The sequence below is a fragment of the Flagellimonas ulvae genome (assembly GCF_049333175.1).
In the GTDB taxonomy this organism is placed as follows: domain Bacteria; phylum Bacteroidota; class Bacteroidia; order Flavobacteriales; family Flavobacteriaceae; genus Flagellimonas.
The window spans coordinates 1,830,490-1,849,373 of sequence record NZ_CP186325.1; the positions used below are offsets into that span (position 1 = coordinate 1,830,490).

The following is an 18,884-nucleotide window of genomic DNA, read 5'->3' on the forward strand; positions in this document are numbered from 1 at the left end:
CAATTTCTTGGCAAAAAAATTGGGTCAAAGAAAAGATTCTGTGACCCAGATATTTTTTCTTTTTCCCGTTTTTCCTTCGCACGCAGCTCAGGACATGTTACCCTTTTTCTCAAAGGGCGTGCAAATCTACACTTTTATTTCGACTTCTACACCACTTGGAAGCTCTAATTTCATTAAAGCGTCAATAGTTTTTGAAGAAGAACTATAAATATCAAGCAATCTCTTATAAGAACTTAATTGGAATTGCTCTCTAGATTTCTTGTTCACGTGAGGTGAACGCAAAACTGTAAATATCTTTTTATGTGTTGGTAATGGAATTGGTCCAGTTACAACAGCACCTGTTGTCTTTACTGTTTTCACAATTTTCTCAGCAGATTTATCCACCAAATTGTGGTCATAAGACTTTAATTTAATTCTAATTTTTTGACTCATCTTGCTGAAAAATTAAGCGGTTACTCCTTTTACTGATTTAATAACTTCTTCTGCAATATTGGTTGGAGTTTCTGCATAGTGCGAAAATTCCATAGTTGAAGTTGCTCTACCAGAAGACAATGTTCTTAATGATGTAACATAACCAAACATTTCTGATAAAGGCACCTCACCCTTAACCACTTTGGAACCAGCTCTATCACTCATATCACTAATAGTTCCTCTTCGTCTGTTAAGGTCACCAACTATGTCTCCCATGTTTTCTTCAGGTGTTAACACCTCAATTTTCATGATAGGCTCCATCAATACAGATCTTGCAGATTTAGCTGCAGCTTTGTATCCCATTTTTGCAGCCAATTCAAAGGAAAGTGAATCAGAATCCACAGGGTGGAAAGAACCATCCTTCAAAGTAACCTTCATACTATCCATCTCAAATCCAGCCAAAGGACCATTCTTCATAGCCTCTTTGAATCCTTTTTCTACTGACGGAATATATTCTTTAGGAATGTTACCTCCCTTAATAGTATTTACAAATTCCAATCCCACTACTTCATCACCAGCAGGCTCCATAGTAAAGACAATATCTGCAAACTTACCGCGACCACCAGACTGTTTCTTGTAGACCTCTCTGTGGTCAGCAGACTGTGTAATCGCTTCTTTGTACTCCACTTGAGGTTGCCCTTGGTTCACCTCAACTTTAAACTCTCGACGCAAACGATCAACAATGATATCTAGGTGAAGCTCACCCATACCAGAAATGATTGTCTGACCAGAAGCCTCATCAGTCTTAACCTGGAACGTTGGATCTTCCTCAGCTAACTTAGCTAAAGACATCCCCAATTTATCTACATCAGCTTTCGTTTTAGGCTCAACTGCAATACCGATTACAGGGTCAGGAAAGTCCATACTTTCAAGAACGATAGGATGTTTCTCAGAAGACATGGTATCCCCTGTTTTGATATCCTTAAACCCTACAGCCGCACCAATATCTCCAGCTTCTATATATTCAATCGCATTCTGCTTATTAGAGTGCATTTGATAAATACGAGAGATACGCTCTTTTTTTCCTGAACGGTTGTTCAAGATATAAGAACCTGCATCCAAGCGACCAGAATATGCTCTAAAGAATGCCAAGCGACCTACGAAAGGATCCGTAGCAATCTTAAATGCTAAAGCAGAGAAAGGCTCTTTTGGATCTGGCTTTCTAGTGATTTCTTCACCAGTATCAGGGTTGGTACCTACGATATCATCCTTATCTATAGGCGATGGTAAGTAACGACAAACAGCATCCAATAGGAATTGAACTCCCTTGTTTTTGAAAGAAGAACCACAAATCATAGGAATGATAGCTCTATCCATAACAGCAGCTCTCAATGCAGCATGCACTTCTTCTTCAGTAATGGAATCTTCATCTTCGAAGAATTTTTCCATTAATTCCTCATCATATTCTGCTACCGCTTCAATTAAAGCAGCTCTATACTCCTTTACCTCATCTTGCATTTCAGCAGGGATATCGATAACATCAAATGTAGAACCGAAGTTCTCATCATGCCATACAATAGCTCTGTTCTTTGCCAAATCCACAATTCCTTTGAAATCTGCTTCTTCACCAATTGGCAAAACAATTGGAACTGCATTAGAGCCCAACATTGTTTTAACCTGGTTACAAACCATTAAGAAGTTAGATCCTTGGCGGTCCATTTTATTTACAAAACCAATCCGTGGTACTTTATAGTTATCCGCTAATCTCCAGTTTGTCTCAGACTGAGGCTCAACACCATCAACCGCACTAAACAAGAAAACCAATCCGTCCAAAACACGCAGTGAACGGTTCACCTCAACCGTAAAGTCAACGTGTCCCGGAGTGTCAATGATATTAAAGTGGTATCCTTTTGCATCGGCTGTAGGTTTGCCATTCTCAGTAGGAAACTCCCATGTACAGGTTGTAGCAGCAGAAGTAATCGTAATACCACGCTCTTGTTCCTGTTCCATCCAGTCCATAGTAGCTGCACCATCATGCACCTCCCCAATCTTGTGACTTACACCTGTATAAAAAAGAATACGCTCTGTAGTTGTGGTCTTACCAGCATCAATGTGAGCAGCAATACCAATATTCCTTGTATATTTTAAATCTCTTGCCATTTTATGAACTAAAATCTAAAGTGTGAGAATGCTTTATTGGCCTCTGCCATCTTGTGTGTATCCACTCTTTTCTTAACTGCAGCACCTTCTTCTTTGGCAGCAGCCAAAACCTCAGCAGCCAATTTTTGAGCCATGGATTTCTCATTACGCTTTCTAGCATAACTGATCAGCCACTTCATAGCAGTAGAAATCTTTCTATCTGGACGAATCTGCATGGGAATCTGGAACGTAGCTCCACCCACTCTTCTACTTCTAACCTCAACATGTGGCATAACATTGGAAAGAGCATCCTTCCAAAGCTCTAAAGCAGTTTTTTCTTCGTCTGTGTTTTTTTCATCAACGATGTCAATGGCATCGTAAAAAATTTTGTAGGCTACGGATTTTTTTCCGTCCCACATCATCATATTGACAAAACGGGTTACCAGCTGGTCATTGAACCTTGGGTCTGGCAATAAAGGTCTTTTCTTTGCCTGTCTTTTTCTCATCTCTTCTTCTTAAAAGTGTTACTTACTTTTTAGGACGCTTTGCACCATACTTAGATCGTCTCTGGGTTCTTCCTGCAACACCCGCAGTGTCCAAAGCCCCTCGAACGATATGATATCGCACACCAGGCAAATCCTTTACTCTTCCACCTCTTACCAATACTATCGAGTGTTCTTGGAGGTTGTGACCTTCTCCAGGGATGTATGCATTTACTTCCTTACCGTTCGTCAACCTTACCCTTGCAACTTTACGCATTGCAGAGTTTGGTTTCTTAGGTGTAGTAGTGTAAACACGCGTACATACCCCTCTTCTTTGAGGACACGAATCCAAAGCAGCCGATTTACTCTTCTTGGTAATTGTGACTCTTCCTTTTCGTACTAATTGTGAAATTGTTGGCATTAAAATTTCTTTATAAAATCAAAACAACCCTCGTTTTGAGGGGTGCAAATGTAGTGATAAACAACAATAAATCAAATCAAGTCTATTTTTTTTTGAATTTAAGCACATGCTTACCGAAGTAAACATGAAATTTTGAAGAATCACCAACTTGAAAATACTTTAAAATCTTCCTTTTTGCGTTTCAACATAATCTCGGCAATAAATAGTACTCTTTTGATAAGATTTTAAAAAGCATACCCTACTTCTTTTCTCTTTTTACAATCAAAAATTATAAGTGGTTTATACCTTAATATATATACGATAAATTTTTCCTGAATTTTAAGATTGGAAAAATTTCTCAAATGAATTAAAACCAATCATTTTTATTAAATCCGCAAAAAGAAAGGTCCTGATTATTTTTTTTCTGATCATTATCAACTTTTTTGATTCCTTTTTAAATTCTTAAGGAATTCTAAAATTTTATCTAAAATCCTTTGGATTATTAACATGAAATTATGACTTTAGGCCCAGCTAATTCAAATAATTAAAGTAATGAGAACAAAACTTAATGGATTGTTAACGCTACTATTGGCGTTTGTTGTGCATCTATCCTTTGCACAAGACAAGACGATTTCAGGGACGGTCACGGATTCGGACGGCCTTCCGTTGCCTGGGGTTAACATTGTCGTAGAAGGTACTAGTAATGGTACCCAAACAGATTTTGATGGAAATTACTCCATTTCGGCGAGCGTGGGTCAAACCCTTCTTTTTACCTACATCGGTCAAAAAGAGGTTAGACGTACGGTTGGTGCCGGAAACACCGTCAATGTCCAAATGGAGGAGGATGCCCAGGCTCTTGAAGAGGTAATTGTTACTGCCCAGGGTATTAAAAGAGAAAAGCAAGCTCTTGGTTACGCGGTATCTGAAGTTGGAAGCGAAGACTTGGAGCAACGTACCGAAGGTGATGTTGGTAGAGTTTTGACTGGTAAGGCTTCCGGTCTTAACATTACTCAACAGAGTGGACTTTCCGGATCTGGAACGAACATTATCATTCGTGGGTTCAGTTCCTTTAGTGGAAGTAACCAACCATTATTTATTGTTGATGGTGTTCCTTTCGATAGTGGCACAAATAGTGTGGGTGGTACTGATGGAGATGCTGGAGATGATTTTATCGATGGTAACTCGGGTTCTAGCCGTTTCTTAGATTTAGATCCAAACAACATTGAAAGTGTTAACGTTCTTAAAGGTTTGGCTGCTGCCACACTTTATGGGACACTTGGACGAAACGGGGTTATTTTGATAACTACAAAAAACGGAGCTTCTACTGGAGCAGTGAAGAAAAATGAGATTACTGTAACTTCTTCTCTCTTCTTTAACGAAATCGCTTCTTTGGCAGATTATCAAAATCAATTTGGTAATGGATTTGATCAAGCCTTTGGGTGGTTTTTCAGTAACTGGGGACCTAGTTTCGAAAGAGATGGTGTAGCAGGTTGGATTAACGGTGTAGATTCAAGAGACAATGTAGGCTTTAATGAGGACGGCACCTTGGCCCACCCATATTCCACAGCCGCAAGTGCTACTGGCATTCCGGATGCATTCCCAGAGTTTGCGGGAGTTAGATATGACTGGAGACCTTATAACAGTGTTCCTGATTTCTTTAGAACTGGAACTGTAAAGACCAACTCTATAAATATAAGAGGGGCTTCTGATGATGGAAAAGTATCGTACAATGCCAACTTTGGTCATTTGGATGATGAAGGATTTACTCCTGGTAATAACCTTAGAAGGTATACCATAGGACTTGGAGGTAGAGCTATTCTTTCAAATAAATTTACTGTGGCGGGTACTCTCAACTTCTCCAATACTGATTTTCGAACACCTCCGGTAGCAGCAAGTACAGGTAACGGAGCGTTGAACCAAGCAACAGGTTCATCCGTTTTCGGGGAATTGTTTTTTACTCCTAGAAGTGTGGATTTAATAGGATTACCTTTCCAAAATCCAATTGATGGTTCCAGCGTTTATTACAGACAGAACAACAGTATCCAGCATCCACTATGGACAGTTGCCAATGCCAAGGTACAACAGGTAACTAATCGTGTATTTGGTAATATGTCATTGACATATGCCTTTAACGACAATCTAAACCTTCTATATAGATTCGGTCTTGATGTCTTTAGCGAGAATAATGTAAACCAACAAAACGCAGGAGGTAGAGGGCAGCCTAATGCTGAGTTAATCAGTGGTTTCTACCAAACATGGAACAATACAAATACCATTTTGAACCATGACCTTATCTTAAATGGGGATTACGATCTTTCTGAGCAAGTAGGTATGACGTTCAACGCGGGTATCACTTCCAGAAGAGAGGTTTTGGATAGAAATGGTGTTGCCAGTAGTGGTCAGCAGGTGTTTGATGTATTTAGGCATGTGAACTTTGCCAACCAAAATGAGATTCAGTTCTTCCAAGAAAGAAACATCGCCGGAGCATTTCTTCAAGCTGATTTTGATTATGACCGATGGATTTTCTTGACTTTGGCTGGAAGAAATGACTGGGTATCCAACTTGGATATTGAAAACCGTTCTGTTTTCTATCCTAGTGCGAGTGTATCCTTCATCCCAACCACAGTCTTTGATGGTCTAAAATCTGAAAAAGGATTGAACTACTTAAAGTTAAGAGCTGGTTTCGGAACTTCAGCGAACTTTCCAACTGGATTCCCTGTAGCGACAAACCTTAATATTAACACGCAGTTCTTCCAAGATGAAGGGGTTGATATTGTAACTAATTCTGTAGGAAACCGTTTAGGTAATCCAGACTTGCAGCCTGAACTTTTAACGGAGTTTGAAGTAGGTATCGAAACTAGATTCTTTAACAATATTGTTTCTTTGGAAGCTTCATACTATAATAGAACAACAGAAGACTTGATTGTTGATAGACCTTTAGATCCATCTACTGGATTTACAAGACAGCAAACCAACGTTGGTGAGATTAAAGGGGATGGCCTTGAGGTAGACTTAGGCATTAATCCTTTCCGTAGTTCAGAAGAAGGTGGGTTTAACTGGAATTTGAACGCAAACTTCACAACCAACAATGCAACGGTTGAAGACCTAGGAGCAGATACAGATATCATCGTGTACTCTGGTTTTGCAGACTTAGGTAATGCGGCCATTGAAGGTGAGCAATTAGGTGTAATTGTAGGAACACGAATAGCACGTAATGAAAATGGCGAAGCATTGGTTGATAGTGCTGGTGATTTTGTTGAGGAACAAGGACAATTTGTAATAGGTGATCCAAATCCAGATTGGATACTTAACGTAAACAACAGTTTATCCTATAAAAACTTCACATTCTCTTTCCTTTTGAACTATACACAAGGTGGAGACATTTACTCCAGAACTATCTCAACTCTTTTAGGTAGAGGTTTAACTACGGATACAGTGGATAGGGTCAATACTTTTATCCTCCCTGGTGTTCAGGAATCTGATGGAAGTCCAAATACCAAGCAAATCAACAACTCTACATTCTATTTCAACAATGTATTGTTTGGTCCTGATGAATTAGGGGTATTTGATGGAACTGTAATTCGTTTACAAGAAGTTTCTTTGGGTTATTCAGTACCTAAGAAGTTCTTGGACAAAACTCCTTTTGGATCTTTGAGCATTACTGCTTCAGGTTTAAACTTGTTCTATGATGCCATCAATGTACCAGATGGAACTAACTTCGATCCTAACCAAGCTGGTTTAGGTGTAGGTAACGGTAGAGGATTCGATTTCTTGGCTGGACCTAGTGCAAGAAGATATGGTCTAAGTGTAAAAGCCACATTCTAAATTAAAAAGATTAACAATGAAAAGAATATTTAAAAAATTTGGTTCAAGTGCACTCATAGCCACCTTACTTTTAGGAGCTTGTGAAACCATTGAACTTGATCTAACAGATAATCCAAACCAACTGAGTTTGGATCAGTCCAGCGCAGATCTTCTTTTGAATTCAATTCAAATTGATTTTGCGACGTTCGTAGAACTTATGGGACAAAATGGTGGAGATTTGGTACGAATAGGTTACCTAAATGGTAGAAACTATCAGAATATTGCTAATTTTTCCCCAGTACAGCTGAACTTGGAATGGAACATAGCCTACCAAGGAGATAATGCAGAAACCTTGCCTTCAGGTCTTGAAGTAAACGGTATTTTAGCTGATATCAGAGCTTTAGCTCCAGCAGCAGAAACTAATGAACTATTCAGACATACTGCAATAGCTCAGTTTATTGAAGCCTATACCATTGTAACATTGGTAGATTTCTTTGGTGACATTCCTTATTCTGAAGCAATTCAGGCTACTGCGGAAACACCAATATTAAATCCTAATGTGGATTCTGGAGCAAGTATTTATGATGCTGCCTTGGGCTTACTAGATGCTGCAATCGCTAACTTTGAAAGCGATGTGGTTACCGAGCCACAGAATGATTTCTATTACGGTGGAACTTGGAGCAACTGGGTTAAGGCCTGTAATACATTGAAAATGAAAATCTACCTACAACGTAGATTGGTTGATGGTAGTGCTGTAGCGAGTTTTAATGCTCTTGTTGCTGAAAACAATTTCATCGATGAAACCGCTGAGGATTTAGAATTCCAATGGGGAACAAATTCAATTCTTCCGGATGCCAGACATCCAAGGTATGCAGACAACTATACTCCTTCTGGGGGTGCAGATTATTTGCCTAATTGGTTGATGAATCTTATGGATACTTCGGATGATCCAAGAATCCGATATTACTTCTACCGACAGGTAAATGCTGTTCCAGGTGAAGAAATCCCACCAAATGAAGAGACAATAGCCTGTTCCTTAGAGCCCACACCCGCTCATTATACCGACGGTGGATTTACTTTCTGTACACTTCCCAATGGATATTGGGGTAGAGACCACGGACAGAATGCAGGTATTCCACCAGATGGATTTGACAGAACTATTTACGGAGTTTATCCTTCTGGTGGCATCTTTGATGATAGTAGTTTTGAAGGTCTATCCGTTGGTGATGGTGGCGGTGGTGCTGGAGTTACTCCAATTATGTTGGCTTCTTGGGTAGATTTTATGAGAGCTGAAGTAGCAATGTTGACAAGTCCTTCCGATGGAGAGCCTTTTATATTAGCTGGTCTTACCAAGTCAGTTGCTAAAGTTACTTCTTTTGGTTCTTTGGACGCCTCTGCAAATGGATCGTTCTTCCCTACGGCTGGAGAGATAACGAATCACAGTAACAATGTAAGTGCTGACTTTATTGCTGCTGATGATGATGGCAAGTGGGATATTTTGGCAGAACAGTTTATGATTTCTTTATTTGGTAATGGAATTGATGGATACAATTTCTACAGAAGAACTGGTTTCCCAACTACGTTCCAACCAAACTTAGAACCAGATCCAGGATCATATATAAGGTCATTGAACTACCCAGCAGACTTTGTGAACAACAACTCTTCGGTAGACCCTAAGCCAAATCAAACAATTCAAGTCTTTTGGGATAACAATCCGGCCTCGCCAACTTTCCCAATAGCTAACTAAAAATTAGACGCAGACAATGAAAACAAATAATTATAAAATTGCAATATTAGGTTTAGCACTTGCTACACTTGTTGCCTGTGAAACAGACGATAAGATTGTTGATGAAATTTTGGCAGAAGTAGGTACTGGTGCTGTTATAAGAACCATAGACGAGGATAATGACCTAGTCTATAACGACGAAACAGATGCATTTGATGCAGGTTCAGCTTATACCCTCGTTTTGGAAGAACAGGATGAGGAGGAAGGAGCTCTACTGGAAAGTGTTGAAATCTTCGTCAACTTTGATGACAACTCCACGGACGGTGGTGATATGACTACAACTGAAGTTTCCTTGCAAACTCTTCAAGCCAGTGAATTTAGCACCGGTGACAGAGGATTGCCTCAGGTAACGGTTTCTTACACATCAGATGAACTAATCGCCGCTACTGGAATAGATGAGTCCATGATTATTGGGAAAGACCGTTTTGAATTTCGTTTGGTCCTTAATTTGACAAATGGAGAAACCTATACCAATACGGATGTTGGAGGTCCTGTAAGTGGAGGAGCATTTTTCTCAGCTCCGTTCGAGTACTTCCCAGTGATTGAATGTTCAATTACGGAAAGCTTAGCAGGTACTCACACCTATGTAACTACTGATATTAGACCTGCACCAGGTGGTGGCGGATTATGCTCAGGAGGATCCGCAAATGGTGTCGTTACATGGACTGAGTCTAGTGAACTAAGTGGCGTACTAACTTCTAGCGATATGAGTTTTGGTCAGTACGAGGATTGCTATACAGGTAGAGGTCCTGCAGCTGGAGACGATATTGAAATCGAATGGGATTGTACATTACTTACTCCGGATGGAGAAGTCTTTTTGGAAGATGGCGTAGTTGTTCCAAATGATGAGGGTGATAATGACCCGGATACTGAAATAACCTATAGCTATGAGATCACCAATGTTTCTGGACCAGATATGACCATTGAGTTCTCTAGCTCAACGGGTGATGCAGGAACTGTTGTAGTAACCAGAGAAGGTGGAGTAGATTGGCCAGTTATCTTTACTGCCAATAACTAATAATCAATTTTAATACCAACAAAAAAGGCCATCCAAAACGGATGGCCTTTTTTATTGATTACAATTTTTATAACGTATTGTAATATCGGAATACTTTTGCTACATCAAAAGGCTCTTTTAGGTTTAATCTATTTTTGCCAACAAACTGCTTAATTTTTTTACTCGCTTCCGGTTCGCCATCAAACAAGGAATACACTTCTTTCTTTGAGGTTTTAAAAAATTGTATCTCTTCTTTATCTCCGTTTTTTTTACCCAAAAACAACTGTCTGGATTCAACGAAACGATTGGGCACATCAAGTTCCAAAGAAGTTGTTCCCTCTTTACCTTCTTTAAACAGTTTTGTTCTTTTCTCGTACAGAACCATATCTTCTAAATCTGCCAATACAAAAAGATATCCTTGCTCGAATTTTCCTTTCTTGTCATTATAGCCTTTGAATTTGGCCGTTTTTCCATTAATCACACAATAAATATCTTCTCGTGGAAGAAGAACTTGGGTCTCTTCATTATTAGCCGTTGGTTTGATTTCAAACTGATCCCTAAAACCATCATATCTTAACAACAATACCCCTTCAATACCATCTACACTATAAATTGAAGCTTTTCTATATTCCTCATTAAAATAAGCAGAACCTTGTATTTTTATTTTCTTTTCTATAGGTTTCTGATTTCTTACTTGCTGAAAAGCAAAATCCAATCTTGGATTTCTCCCTGTAACGTCCAAGTCAACATTGGAAGCGCTAAAATTTGAGGCGGGTAATTGGGCAATTGATATTGTACTTACTGTCATTGCTATTGACAAAAAGTAAATCTTTCTATTCATTTTTTTCATGTTGATCGTGTTTATTGATATGAATTAGCTTGAATCGTGAGCAATAGGAAAAATTATCAGTATAATTGCTACTTCTTGCTTTACTTTGCATATAAGGTACAAATAATAGCAATATTCCCTTTATTGGAATGTTAAGAAAACTTGTCACCTATCTAGCAAAATAATACATGGAAAAAAAATCCCAAGTATATGGACTGCGTGCCATTATTGAGGCAATCGAGGCAGAACGGCCCATCCAAAAGGTTTATTTACAAAAAGGGTTAAAGGGTAACCTTGCCAAAGAATTGGAATCCTTACTTCGGAAAGAAGGGATTAGCACCTCATATGTTCCTATTGAGAAATTGAATCGATTGAATCGAAACAATCATCAAGGGGCCATCGCTAACATTTCCCCTGTTGCATTTAGTAGCTTTGAAACATTAGTGGAAAAAGTAGTTCAAGAAAAAAAAGAACCGTTTTTCCTATTATTGGATGGTGTAACCGATGTGAGAAATTTTGGTGCTATCATCCGTAGCGCAGAATGTTGTGGAGTAGATGGTATTATTATTCCAAAACAAGGTTCTGCCCCCGTTACCGATGACACTGTGAAAACATCAGCGGGAGCTGCATTTAGGGTTCCCATTGCTAAGGTAAACCATTTAAAGGATGCTATTTTTTACCTACAGTCTCATGAAATAACTATTGTAGCAGCTACAGAAAAGGCTGAAGACGATTTATTCAACTTAGATGTTTCGGGTCCATGCGCTGTTATCATGGGTGCTGAAGATAAAGGGATTTCGCCATCCATATTAAAAGCCGCGGACAAAAGGGCCAAACTTCCTCTGATGGGTAGTATTGGCTCGCTGAACGTTTCCGTGGCTTGTGGTGTTTTTTTGTACGAAGTGGTAAGACAGCGGTTAAAATAGATTATTCTTCTTTGCCGTCTTTTGATTTGTAATGATACTTAATTTCAATCTGCTCCTTAAATTCTTCAAACTTTTCTGAGGTACTTATAAAATTACCATCGGCATCAAAATGTTGCAGAAAAGGGTCATTTTCTTCATCAAAATCTTCTTTTTCCCAATAATACTTTTTCTCTTTTGGAGTATGAACCCTCAAGAACAGAGCGAGTAAAAGACCTGTTAGAAAGCCTGATAGATGACCCTCCCAAGAAATACCATCCCTTATAGGAAAAACATACCATATCATACTGCCATACACAAAGACCACAATTAGTGAAAGGGCCACCAACCGGTAGTGCTTTGTAAAAATGCCTTTGAAGAAAATGAAACTGGCCAATACATAGATCAAGCCACTTGCCCCAATATGGTACGAAGGTCGACCGATGAGCCACGTTAAAATTCCAGAACCTAAAACCCCGAGTAACAGTACTCGAAAAGCAACGCCTTTATAAAAAAGAAAGAGAAAAAAAGTCAACACCGCCAAAGGAATGGTATTGTTATACAAATGCTCCGCCGAGCTATGGATAAAGGGACTTAAAAATACACCTTTTAACCCTGAAAGAGTTCTAGGTTGTACCCCCAAGTGATTAAAATTAAAATCGAAACGTACTTCCGCCCAATACACCATCCATACGGCCAAGACAGCAAATAAGGGGGCTAACAGAGCCCTTTCCCATATTTTTAGCATCTTGGAATCTTTCATCAGGTCTCTTTGTTCAATTTCCTTTCCACAGTGATAAAATGGACAAATTGTCGGTTTTAGATAATTTGTCTTACCAAACTACTAAATCCCAGAATAAAATTTGTTTTACTTTTAGTCTTATGAATGAACCTCTAGCGGAACGCGTCCGACCCAAAACCCTTGAAGGGTATATCAGCCAACAACATCTGGTGGGCGAAAATGGGGCTCTTACCCAGCAAATAAGGAATGGAACCCTACCTTCCTTGATTCTTTGGGGGCCACCTGGAACGGGTAAAACTACCTTGGCCCAGATTATGGCAAATGATAGCAAAAGACCATTTTATACCTTGAGCGCTATCAATAGTGGGGTTAAGGAAGTTAGAGAAGTAATAGAAAAAGCCAAACAGAGTGGTGGACTTTTCACGGCAAAAAATCCAATCCTTTTTATTGATGAAATTCATAGATTCAGTAAATCCCAACAAGATTCATTGTTAGGAGCTGTAGAGAAAGGATGGATTACCCTGATTGGTGCAACCACGGAGAACCCAAGTTTTGAAGTAATTCCAGCCCTCTTGTCAAGATGCCAGGTGTATGTATTAAATCCCTTTACAAAAGAAGATTTGGAGGCCTTGTTGAAACGGGCAATAGAATCTGACTCACTCCTAAAAGCCAAAAAGATAAACTTACAAGAAACTGAGGCTTTACTCAGATTGTCTGGTGGGGATGGAAGAAAGTTACTGAACATCTTTGAACTCATTATCAATTCAGAAAGCTCTGAGCCTATTACCATAACTGATGAAATGGTATTGCAAAAAGTTCAAAAAAACACGGTACTCTATGACAAAACAGGAGAACAACATTATGACATAATATCTGCCTTTATTAAATCCATACGGGGGAGTGACCCTAACGCTGCCGTATATTGGTTGGCTCGTATGATTGAAGGTGGAGAGGATGTCAAGTTCATTGCCCGAAGGATGGTGATTTTGGCTTCCGAAGATATAGGAAATGCCAATCCAACTGCTTTGGTATTGGCAAATTCCACATTTCAGGCCGTGAACATCATAGGCTATCCAGAAGCTCGAATTATCTTAAGTCAATGTGCCACCTACCTAGCCAGTTCTCCAAAAAGTAATGCAAGCTATATGGCAATAAACAAAGCACAACAAACAGTTCGACAAACCGGAGACCTGTCGGTTCCTTTAGAAATACGGAACGCCCCAACGCAATTGATGAAGGAGCTCAATTATGGAAAAGGATACCAATATGCACATGACCATGAAGACAATTTTGTGGAATTTGAGTTCTTGCCTGATGAAATTTCGGGCACAACATTTTATAACCCTGGAGGAAACCCTAGAGAAAAAGGCATGCGTGAATTCCTTCAGAAACGGTGGAAGGGAAAATATGGGTACTAGAACTTAATATTAAGCTCTTCAACCACAATTGCCCCATTTTCAACATATTCCAGACGCCATTTACCGTCTTTTACAAAAACAACCCCAGATTTGTCACCTTCTGCGACCAAATAAAAATCTTTAACCGAAGTCCTCACTAGTTTGTATCTGATTTTTGGAGAGCTATCTACCAGTTGAAACCCATTTTGGGTGGGTTGGGCATACAATAAACCCGAAATACCAGATTTAGGTTCAATCGCCTTAAAAGTTTGATTCTCCGTTGTGGATTCTTGTTCCAAAACCATTTGTTTTGCCTCTTCGGTTTTAGAGGTTTCATCCGCCACTTTATTCGTAATAGCCGGTTTAGGTTTGATAGCCTTATAAACTTGTTCTTCTTGAGTGGCCTTTTGTTCCAAAACAACCTCTTTCGGTTCTTCTTTCAACGTTTTGACATCGTTTTTAAAATTCAAGGTCAAAGTTTCTTCTTTGGAAGTATCTGTTTTCGCATTTTTTGGTTGATACTCATAGTCCACACCATCCAAAGAGACAAAAGCTCTCTGTATGGCCTGTGAATATGCTGGTCTAAACTCTTTCAACTTGCTTTTACCTTCAATTGTCCTAAATATTTCAACCGACCGGCAATCTTTAAATACAATCGAAACCTTTGTGCCAAATAATGAAGAATCATCTTGCAAGCTGACAATCGCACCCAAACATCTATTTTGAAACAAATCATCTGGCAAAGCATCATCATAAACCACGTTAAACCCCTTTTGAGTCAAAAAGTATTTTATATAAGTACTTGTTTGATGCATGTTTTCTTTTCTAAATGCATCAAACTTTTTAGGTACAATAATGTATTTATAGTCATTGAACTGGGCTAATGCACTAGCGCCAACAACCAGGGTAAAAATCAACGAGAAGATAAATTTCGGTTTCATGGTAAACGGTAATCAATTACCGTTCCAAGATATGATATTAAATCCAAATTGAAAGGATGCATAATGACTATCTGCCACATTTCGATATGCCAATAAATTATCCCCAAGAATGTAGAAATTGACAGGACCAGCTTGTAGATTAAGTCCAACACCAACATTCGAGAACGAGTACTTATCCACGGTATAGGCACCTTTTAAAGTTAATGCCCTACCTAATCTTCTTTGATAGAAACCGGTAAGCGCAGGTTGTATGCCCAAGGGTCTTTTTTGCAAAAATATCTGTCCTCCAATACTATTGCGATAGTATTGTTCACTATTTCCTTTCACTACATTTATGGCACAACCACAGTCTATGGTAGAAGTCTTGGTGCTACCTTCGCCAAAATCGTATCTGATAGAGCCATACACCTTAACCGGTCTGAACGAAATATACCCATTTTCATTCTCTTCATATGGAACAGCTGCCTCTATTTCATCTATAAGTTCTTGCCACAGGTCTGTTCCTAAATTATCAATATCCTCTGGTAAAAAAACATTGATTCCTTCGTTGGATGCACTGCCTTCCAGAGTAAAGTTTCGAACATCTTTGGTATTGTAAATAAAGCCAACATCCAAAACACTACCAGTTATAGTGGTCTGTTCATTCAATTTATAGGTAAATCCTGCATCAAAGCCCAAACCTAGGTTGCCTCCAAGCAATGCTCTTCGGGTAAACAAGTTCTGCGCATCCTGTCTTCTGGTACCTGAGCCTTGATCTATAATATCCAAAAACTCATCTACTCCAGCGGTCTGAAGTTGTAAATCGGCATCGATGGAGTTCTCCAAAATGTTCTGTTCCCCTGCCGTGGTTCTAAAGGTTCCCGAGTTGTTAGTAGACTTAAAATTAAAAATACTCGAATACAGTTTGGCCCTAAGCCCTACCGTTAGTCCAGAATTTACTTTTCGATTGACTCCAAAGTGCAGCACGTTCACCATTTCACCTCGAACATTAAGATGTCCAAGGTCGAAGCTTCTCCCGATATTTGCCCCTCCATTGCCTTCAAAAGCGAGTATAGCTAAATCTTGGGGCCAATAGACTATTACATCGGTCTCTCCATACATACCAAAACTGTAGTAATCATCAGGCCTGTTTCTTCCTCTAAAACCAATATTGAAAATTTCAATTTGGCTTGTGGTACTAAAATCGTCTCGCTGGTTCAAAGAGTTGATTACCCTCTCCCTTACTTTGACATTAAAATCTATGCCGTCATTGGCGAATAAGTCATTCACCGTTACACCACTGGTTGCGGCTTGAAAGGAAAATCCCGATAAAACCGGAATGCCAACGTGCCATTTTTCATTGGCTTTGACCCCAGGGTTCACCATCAATGATTGGGGAATCTCGTAGAAATCGTAGAGTAGTTGTTTATTTTGGGCATTTAAAAAAACAGTTCCAAAGAAAGAAACCAATGCCAGAAGTCTGATACATTTCATTCTACCAATTGGAATATAAATTCAGCAGCCGATTTCATGGTAACTTTGGCATCTGGTTCTGGTGAGACACTTACGTTATCTCCAAGATTTCTACCGGTTACTCGAATACTTGCAGTGTTAATCAAAATATCCAATGGTTTTCCATTTGGGCCATACTCCACATTTCTAGTCAGTGTTTGATTAGGTCCCTGTGCAATGTTGAAATTTTCAAAATCCAACACATTGTCTCCAGCATCCAAGAACTCCACGATAATATTCAAAGGCTTGCTGGTGGTATTCGCAAACTCGTATGTTATTGTGCCTTCCAGCAATCTTTCTGCAACAAATTGCTCACTAAAGGCCTCAAAAATAAAAGTCTGGGTGTAAAACGTATTTACCGTGGTTACGGTATTTATAAAGTCTTCATCAGCTTCGAAAGAAAAAATACTAGAGGCGACCGCCGGTGTGATTTCCAAATCATCGAACTGATCAAAATCCTGTTCCTCGGAACAAGAAAGGTATAAAAATAAGGAGATTACTAAAGTGAGAAACAGAGACGGTGTGGGCCGCATAGTCGCAATTCTTTTTTAAAAAACAAATAGCCAATACTACTACCCTACTATAACTCTACAAAAGGTTTTTTATTTCGTCCAAACTGTTAATGATTCGGCTCAATTGATGCTTGGGTTCGTTGTGAAAATTAAAATGAAGCGCTTGCATGCCCAAGGCTTGTGCTCCCAGAATATCTGCTTCTAAGTTGTCTCCAATCATTAAAGACTGTTTAGCTGAGGTTTTTGCATGCTCCAAAGCGGTTTCAAAAATTTGGGGATGCGGCTTTTTTACTCCCGCAGTCTCAGAATCTATGATTTTATCAAAAAAATGATCGATATTGGAGTTTTTCATTTTACTCCTCTGGGTTTCTTTAAACCCATTGGTAATGATGTGGAGATTATATTTTGGGGCTAAGTAGTTAAGAGTTTGCATGGCATAGGGGATGAGATTCCCGAAAGTGGACAAATCGTCGATATACCTTTCTGAAAGAATGTGAATTAATTTATCTGAGGCCTTATATCCAATTGCATCAAACGTTTCTTTCAGCCTCTTGTACCGCAAATCTTCCTTGCTTATCCTGTTCTCTCGATATACTTTCCAGTATGCCAAATTTATAGGACGATACACCTCAAGAAATGAAGCTATTTCCACAGTAACTTCATTTTCTACCAATATTTTTTGGAACGTGAGGGCTGAGTTTAATTCAAAATCCCAAAGGGTATGGTCCAAATCAAAAAAGACATCCTTAACTCCTTCAAACATGATAACGTTTCAATAAATTTTCATAGAGGGAAATCCAAGGAATTCTATGCCTACTTCCCAGAAGTTCATTGGAAAAAATAGCTATGAACCTTCCTTTTACTCCCTTAATATTCCTAAAAACAATGTCCAATTTATCAAACACTTCACTGGGATTTTTGTAATTCAACAGCGCATAGTCGTGCACTGCAAAAGGGTGCACCTTTAGGGGTTGTCTGGATTCCAGACTTATATCATAAAAATAAAAGGGTGTACAGGTACCTGCCCTAAAACCTATCTGGTGTGTGTAGCCCATTGAAAAATCATCTGTGAACTCCACCTCAATCAATGTACGATAGGTATTAGGCACATTTACCCGGTTATAGCGGAGTCGAGCATATTTTATGGGCCTATGTATCAAACCCCGTAGACCTTTTTTTTCCTCTATCAAAACTTTTTTGTCCGTAGAGGATAAAAACGAAGTGCTGAGGGAAACCACGCTATAATCTGCGATGGATTTAATTAAATATCGAAATTTATTGTTATTGGGTGAAATGTTTTTATCATGTGCAGAATATTCGGCAAATTGAAAAAAGAACATACTTTTTACTTTGTACTTTTTATGAATTTTGACCAGTTTTTCAAAATTATCATAAGGGTCTTTGGAAAGGCGAAGTAAAACAGCCGTTCGTTTTACCATTTTATTAAAACCAAACTTACCAAGATCTAGTAAATATCCCCCCAGAGTTCTTACCAGACCACGGTGTGCATAGCAATGAGAGGCAGTTACATTAACCACACTCGTAAAATTGTACTTCCTTTTTTTTGCTTTAATTTCCGGAAAACGCTCTTTCACCAATACGAATAGTTTATGAGCCCAAAGATCTACAACGGGTAACTCCAAAAATTTATTTCTGAAAGCCAAGCTTTCTTTTGCAGGATATCTACCAACACTGTCCTTAACATGCGGGAGATATTCTTCGTACCTACTCAAAAGAAAAAAACTAGCTGAAAAAATATCATAGGGTACAGCGCTTTTCTCATCCGTTGCAAAAAAACAAGGAACACCCTCCCAATCTGAAACTCGAATCTCCAAATCATTGATCCCCTGTTCAAACAGAAGGTCATTGCTTCGTATAAAAAATTCGTTTTGGAGGGCTTGCTTGGTATAAGTTATTTTAGGACCAGCATGTTTAATAAAGTCTTCAACCTTGGTGGTAAGCGCAGTATCCACCCCTAAGATGCCCCCAAAAATCTGTTTGGTTACATAGCTTAGGCGGTTGGTTATTTTATGGGTGTATATGAGCAACAT

General features: G+C 39.0%; 16 protein-coding genes. 5 read left to right on the plus strand and 11 right to left on the minus strand.

Annotated elements, in window-relative coordinates; translation table 11 throughout:
- Nucleotides 1–126 precede the first annotated feature (126 nt).
- From rpsJ to rpsL, 4 genes are read right to left on the minus strand one after another with little or no spacing between them, the layout of a single operon-like run.
- Nucleotides 127–432, minus strand: coding sequence for a 30S ribosomal protein S10 (gene rpsJ, locus ACOKFD_RS08450; protein WP_007094989.1), 306 nt, complete (start codon nt 430–432; stop codon nt 127–129).
- 12 nt (nt 433–444) lie between these two features.
- Nucleotides 445–2,571, minus strand: coding sequence for an elongation factor G (gene fusA / locus ACOKFD_RS08455; RefSeq protein ID WP_299000055.1), 2,127 nt, complete (start codon nt 2,569–2,571; stop codon nt 445–447).
- A gap of 8 nt (nt 2,572–2,579) precedes the next feature.
- The gene (rpsG, locus tag ACOKFD_RS08460) at nt 2,580–3,056 is read right to left on the minus strand and encodes a 30S ribosomal protein S7 (protein ID WP_422860822.1); all 477 of its coding nucleotides are present in this window, start codon (nt 3,054–3,056) and stop codon (nt 2,580–2,582) included.
- A 22-nt stretch (nt 3,057–3,078) separates the two neighbouring features.
- Nucleotides 3,079–3,453, minus strand: coding sequence for a 30S ribosomal protein S12 (gene rpsL, locus ACOKFD_RS08465; RefSeq protein ID WP_031445118.1), 375 nt, complete (start codon nt 3,451–3,453; stop codon nt 3,079–3,081).
- Between the two features lie 531 nt (nt 3,454–3,984).
- Here rpsL and ACOKFD_RS08470 point away from each other — a divergent pair.
- From ACOKFD_RS08470 to ACOKFD_RS08480, 3 genes are read left to right on the plus strand one after another with little or no spacing between them, the layout of a single operon-like run.
- Nucleotides 3,985–7,257 (plus strand): SusC/RagA family TonB-linked outer membrane protein, encoded by a 3,273-nt coding sequence (locus tag ACOKFD_RS08470; RefSeq protein WP_299000059.1) that lies wholly within the window; start codon nt 3,985–3,987, stop codon nt 7,255–7,257.
- 16 nt (nt 7,258–7,273) lie between these two features.
- Entirely contained in the window at nt 7,274–8,983 is a 1,710-nt protein-coding gene (locus tag ACOKFD_RS08475) for a SusD/RagB family nutrient-binding outer membrane lipoprotein (RefSeq protein WP_422860823.1), read from the plus strand.
- A gap of 16 nt (nt 8,984–8,999) precedes the next feature.
- Nucleotides 9,000–10,040, plus strand: coding sequence for a hypothetical protein (locus tag ACOKFD_RS08480; RefSeq protein WP_299000062.1), 1,041 nt, complete (start codon nt 9,000–9,002; stop codon nt 10,038–10,040).
- Between the two features lie 67 nt (nt 10,041–10,107).
- On the opposite strand, the gene ACOKFD_RS08485 is transcribed toward ACOKFD_RS08480, so the two are convergent.
- Nucleotides 10,108–10,860 (minus strand): hypothetical protein, encoded by a 753-nt coding sequence (locus ACOKFD_RS08485; RefSeq protein WP_422860824.1) that lies wholly within the window; start codon nt 10,858–10,860, stop codon nt 10,108–10,110.
- 176 nt (nt 10,861–11,036) lie between these two features.
- Here ACOKFD_RS08485 and rlmB point away from each other — a divergent pair, with 176 nt between their 5' ends.
- Nucleotides 11,037–11,774 carry a 23S rRNA (guanosine(2251)-2'-O)-methyltransferase RlmB gene (rlmB, locus tag ACOKFD_RS08490; protein WP_422860825.1) on the plus strand — a complete coding sequence of 246 codons (738 nt, stop codon included), beginning with the start codon at nt 11,037–11,039 and terminating at the stop codon, nt 11,772–11,774.
- 1 nt (nt 11,775) lies between these two features.
- Here the strand turns inward: rlmB and ACOKFD_RS08495 are convergent, their stop codons facing one another.
- Complete coding sequence (locus ACOKFD_RS08495; RefSeq protein ID WP_422860826.1) at nt 11,776–12,513, minus strand: rhomboid family intramembrane serine protease; 738 nt, start codon at nt 12,511–12,513, stop codon at nt 11,776–11,778.
- 119 nt (nt 12,514–12,632) lie between these two features.
- Here ACOKFD_RS08495 and ACOKFD_RS08500 point away from each other — a divergent pair, with 119 nt between their 5' ends.
- Nucleotides 12,633–13,910 (plus strand): replication-associated recombination protein A, encoded by a 1,278-nt coding sequence (locus tag ACOKFD_RS08500; RefSeq protein ID WP_422860827.1) that lies wholly within the window; start codon nt 12,633–12,635, stop codon nt 13,908–13,910.
- Here the strand turns inward: ACOKFD_RS08500 and ACOKFD_RS08505 are convergent.
- Genes ACOKFD_RS08505 through ACOKFD_RS08525 form a run of 5 tightly spaced genes read right to left on the minus strand, consistent with a single transcriptional unit; the run spans nt 13,907 to nt 18,884 of the window.
- Nucleotides 13,907–14,830 carry a hypothetical protein gene (locus ACOKFD_RS08505; protein WP_422860828.1) on the minus strand — a complete coding sequence of 308 codons (924 nt, stop codon included), beginning with the start codon at nt 14,828–14,830 and terminating at the stop codon, nt 13,907–13,909. The genes ACOKFD_RS08500 and ACOKFD_RS08505 overlap by 4 nt on opposite strands.
- 12 nt (nt 14,831–14,842) lie before the next feature.
- Nucleotides 14,843–16,303, minus strand: a complete 1,461-nt coding sequence (locus ACOKFD_RS08510; protein WP_422860829.1) for a DUF5723 family protein — start codon at nt 16,301–16,303, stop codon at nt 14,843–14,845.
- Complete coding sequence (locus tag ACOKFD_RS08515; RefSeq protein WP_422860830.1) at nt 16,300–16,854, minus strand: hypothetical protein; 555 nt, start codon at nt 16,852–16,854, stop codon at nt 16,300–16,302. Before ACOKFD_RS08515 ends, ACOKFD_RS08510 begins: the two co-directional genes overlap by 4 nt.
- A gap of 55 nt (nt 16,855–16,909) precedes the next feature.
- A complete protein-coding gene (locus ACOKFD_RS08520) occupies nt 16,910–17,596 on the minus strand; it encodes a YjjG family noncanonical pyrimidine nucleotidase (RefSeq protein ID WP_422860831.1) in 687 nt (228 codons plus the stop codon).
- Nucleotides 17,589–18,884 carry a polysaccharide deacetylase family protein gene (locus ACOKFD_RS08525; RefSeq protein ID WP_422860832.1) on the minus strand — a complete coding sequence of 432 codons (1,296 nt, stop codon included), beginning with the start codon at nt 18,882–18,884 and terminating at the stop codon, nt 17,589–17,591. The genes ACOKFD_RS08520 and ACOKFD_RS08525 overlap by 8 nt, the downstream gene beginning before the upstream one ends.

Bases quoted from the DNA above. Each gene is read 5' to 3' on its own strand.
- ACOKFD_RS08470 (WP_299000059.1), top strand. From the start codon at position 3,985: ATGAGAACAAAACTTAATGGATTGTTAACGCTACTATTGGCGTTTGTT.
- ACOKFD_RS08515 (WP_422860830.1), bottom strand. From the start codon at position 16,854: ATGCGGCCCACACCGTCTCTGTTTCTCACTTTAGTAATCTCCTTATTT.
- fusA (WP_299000055.1), bottom strand. From the start codon at position 2,571: ATGGCAAGAGATTTAAAATATACAAGGAATATTGGTATTGCTGCTCAC.
- ACOKFD_RS08520 (WP_422860831.1), bottom strand. From the start codon at position 17,596: ATGTTTGAAGGAGTTAAGGATGTCTTTTTTGATTTGGACCATACCCTT.
- rpsL (WP_031445118.1), bottom strand. From the start codon at position 3,453: ATGCCAACAATTTCACAATTAGTACGAAAAGGAAGAGTCACAATTACC.
- rpsG (WP_422860822.1), bottom strand. From the start codon at position 3,056: ATGAGAAAAAGACAGGCAAAGAAAAGACCTTTATTGCCAGACCCAAGG.
- ACOKFD_RS08510 (WP_422860829.1), bottom strand. From the start codon at position 16,303: ATGAAATGTATCAGACTTCTGGCATTGGTTTCTTTCTTTGGAACTGTT.
- ACOKFD_RS08495 (WP_422860826.1), bottom strand. From the start codon at position 12,513: ATGAAAGATTCCAAGATGCTAAAAATATGGGAAAGGGCTCTGTTAGCC.
- ACOKFD_RS08500 (WP_422860827.1), top strand. From the start codon at position 12,633: ATGAATGAACCTCTAGCGGAACGCGTCCGACCCAAAACCCTTGAAGGG.
- ACOKFD_RS08475 (WP_422860823.1), top strand. From the start codon at position 7,274: ATGAAAAGAATATTTAAAAAATTTGGTTCAAGTGCACTCATAGCCACC.
- ACOKFD_RS08480 (WP_299000062.1), top strand. From the start codon at position 9,000: ATGAAAACAAATAATTATAAAATTGCAATATTAGGTTTAGCACTTGCT.
- ACOKFD_RS08485 (WP_422860824.1), bottom strand. From the start codon at position 10,860: ATGAATAGAAAGATTTACTTTTTGTCAATAGCAATGACAGTAAGTACA.
- ACOKFD_RS08505 (WP_422860828.1), bottom strand. From the start codon at position 14,830: ATGAAACCGAAATTTATCTTCTCGTTGATTTTTACCCTGGTTGTTGGC.
- rlmB (WP_422860825.1), top strand. From the start codon at position 11,037: ATGGAAAAAAAATCCCAAGTATATGGACTGCGTGCCATTATTGAGGCA.
- rpsJ (WP_007094989.1), bottom strand. From the start codon at position 432: ATGAGTCAAAAAATTAGAATTAAATTAAAGTCTTATGACCACAATTTG.
- ACOKFD_RS08525 (WP_422860832.1), bottom strand. From the start codon at position 18,884: ATGTTGCTCATATACACCCATAAAATAACCAACCGCCTAAGCTATGTA.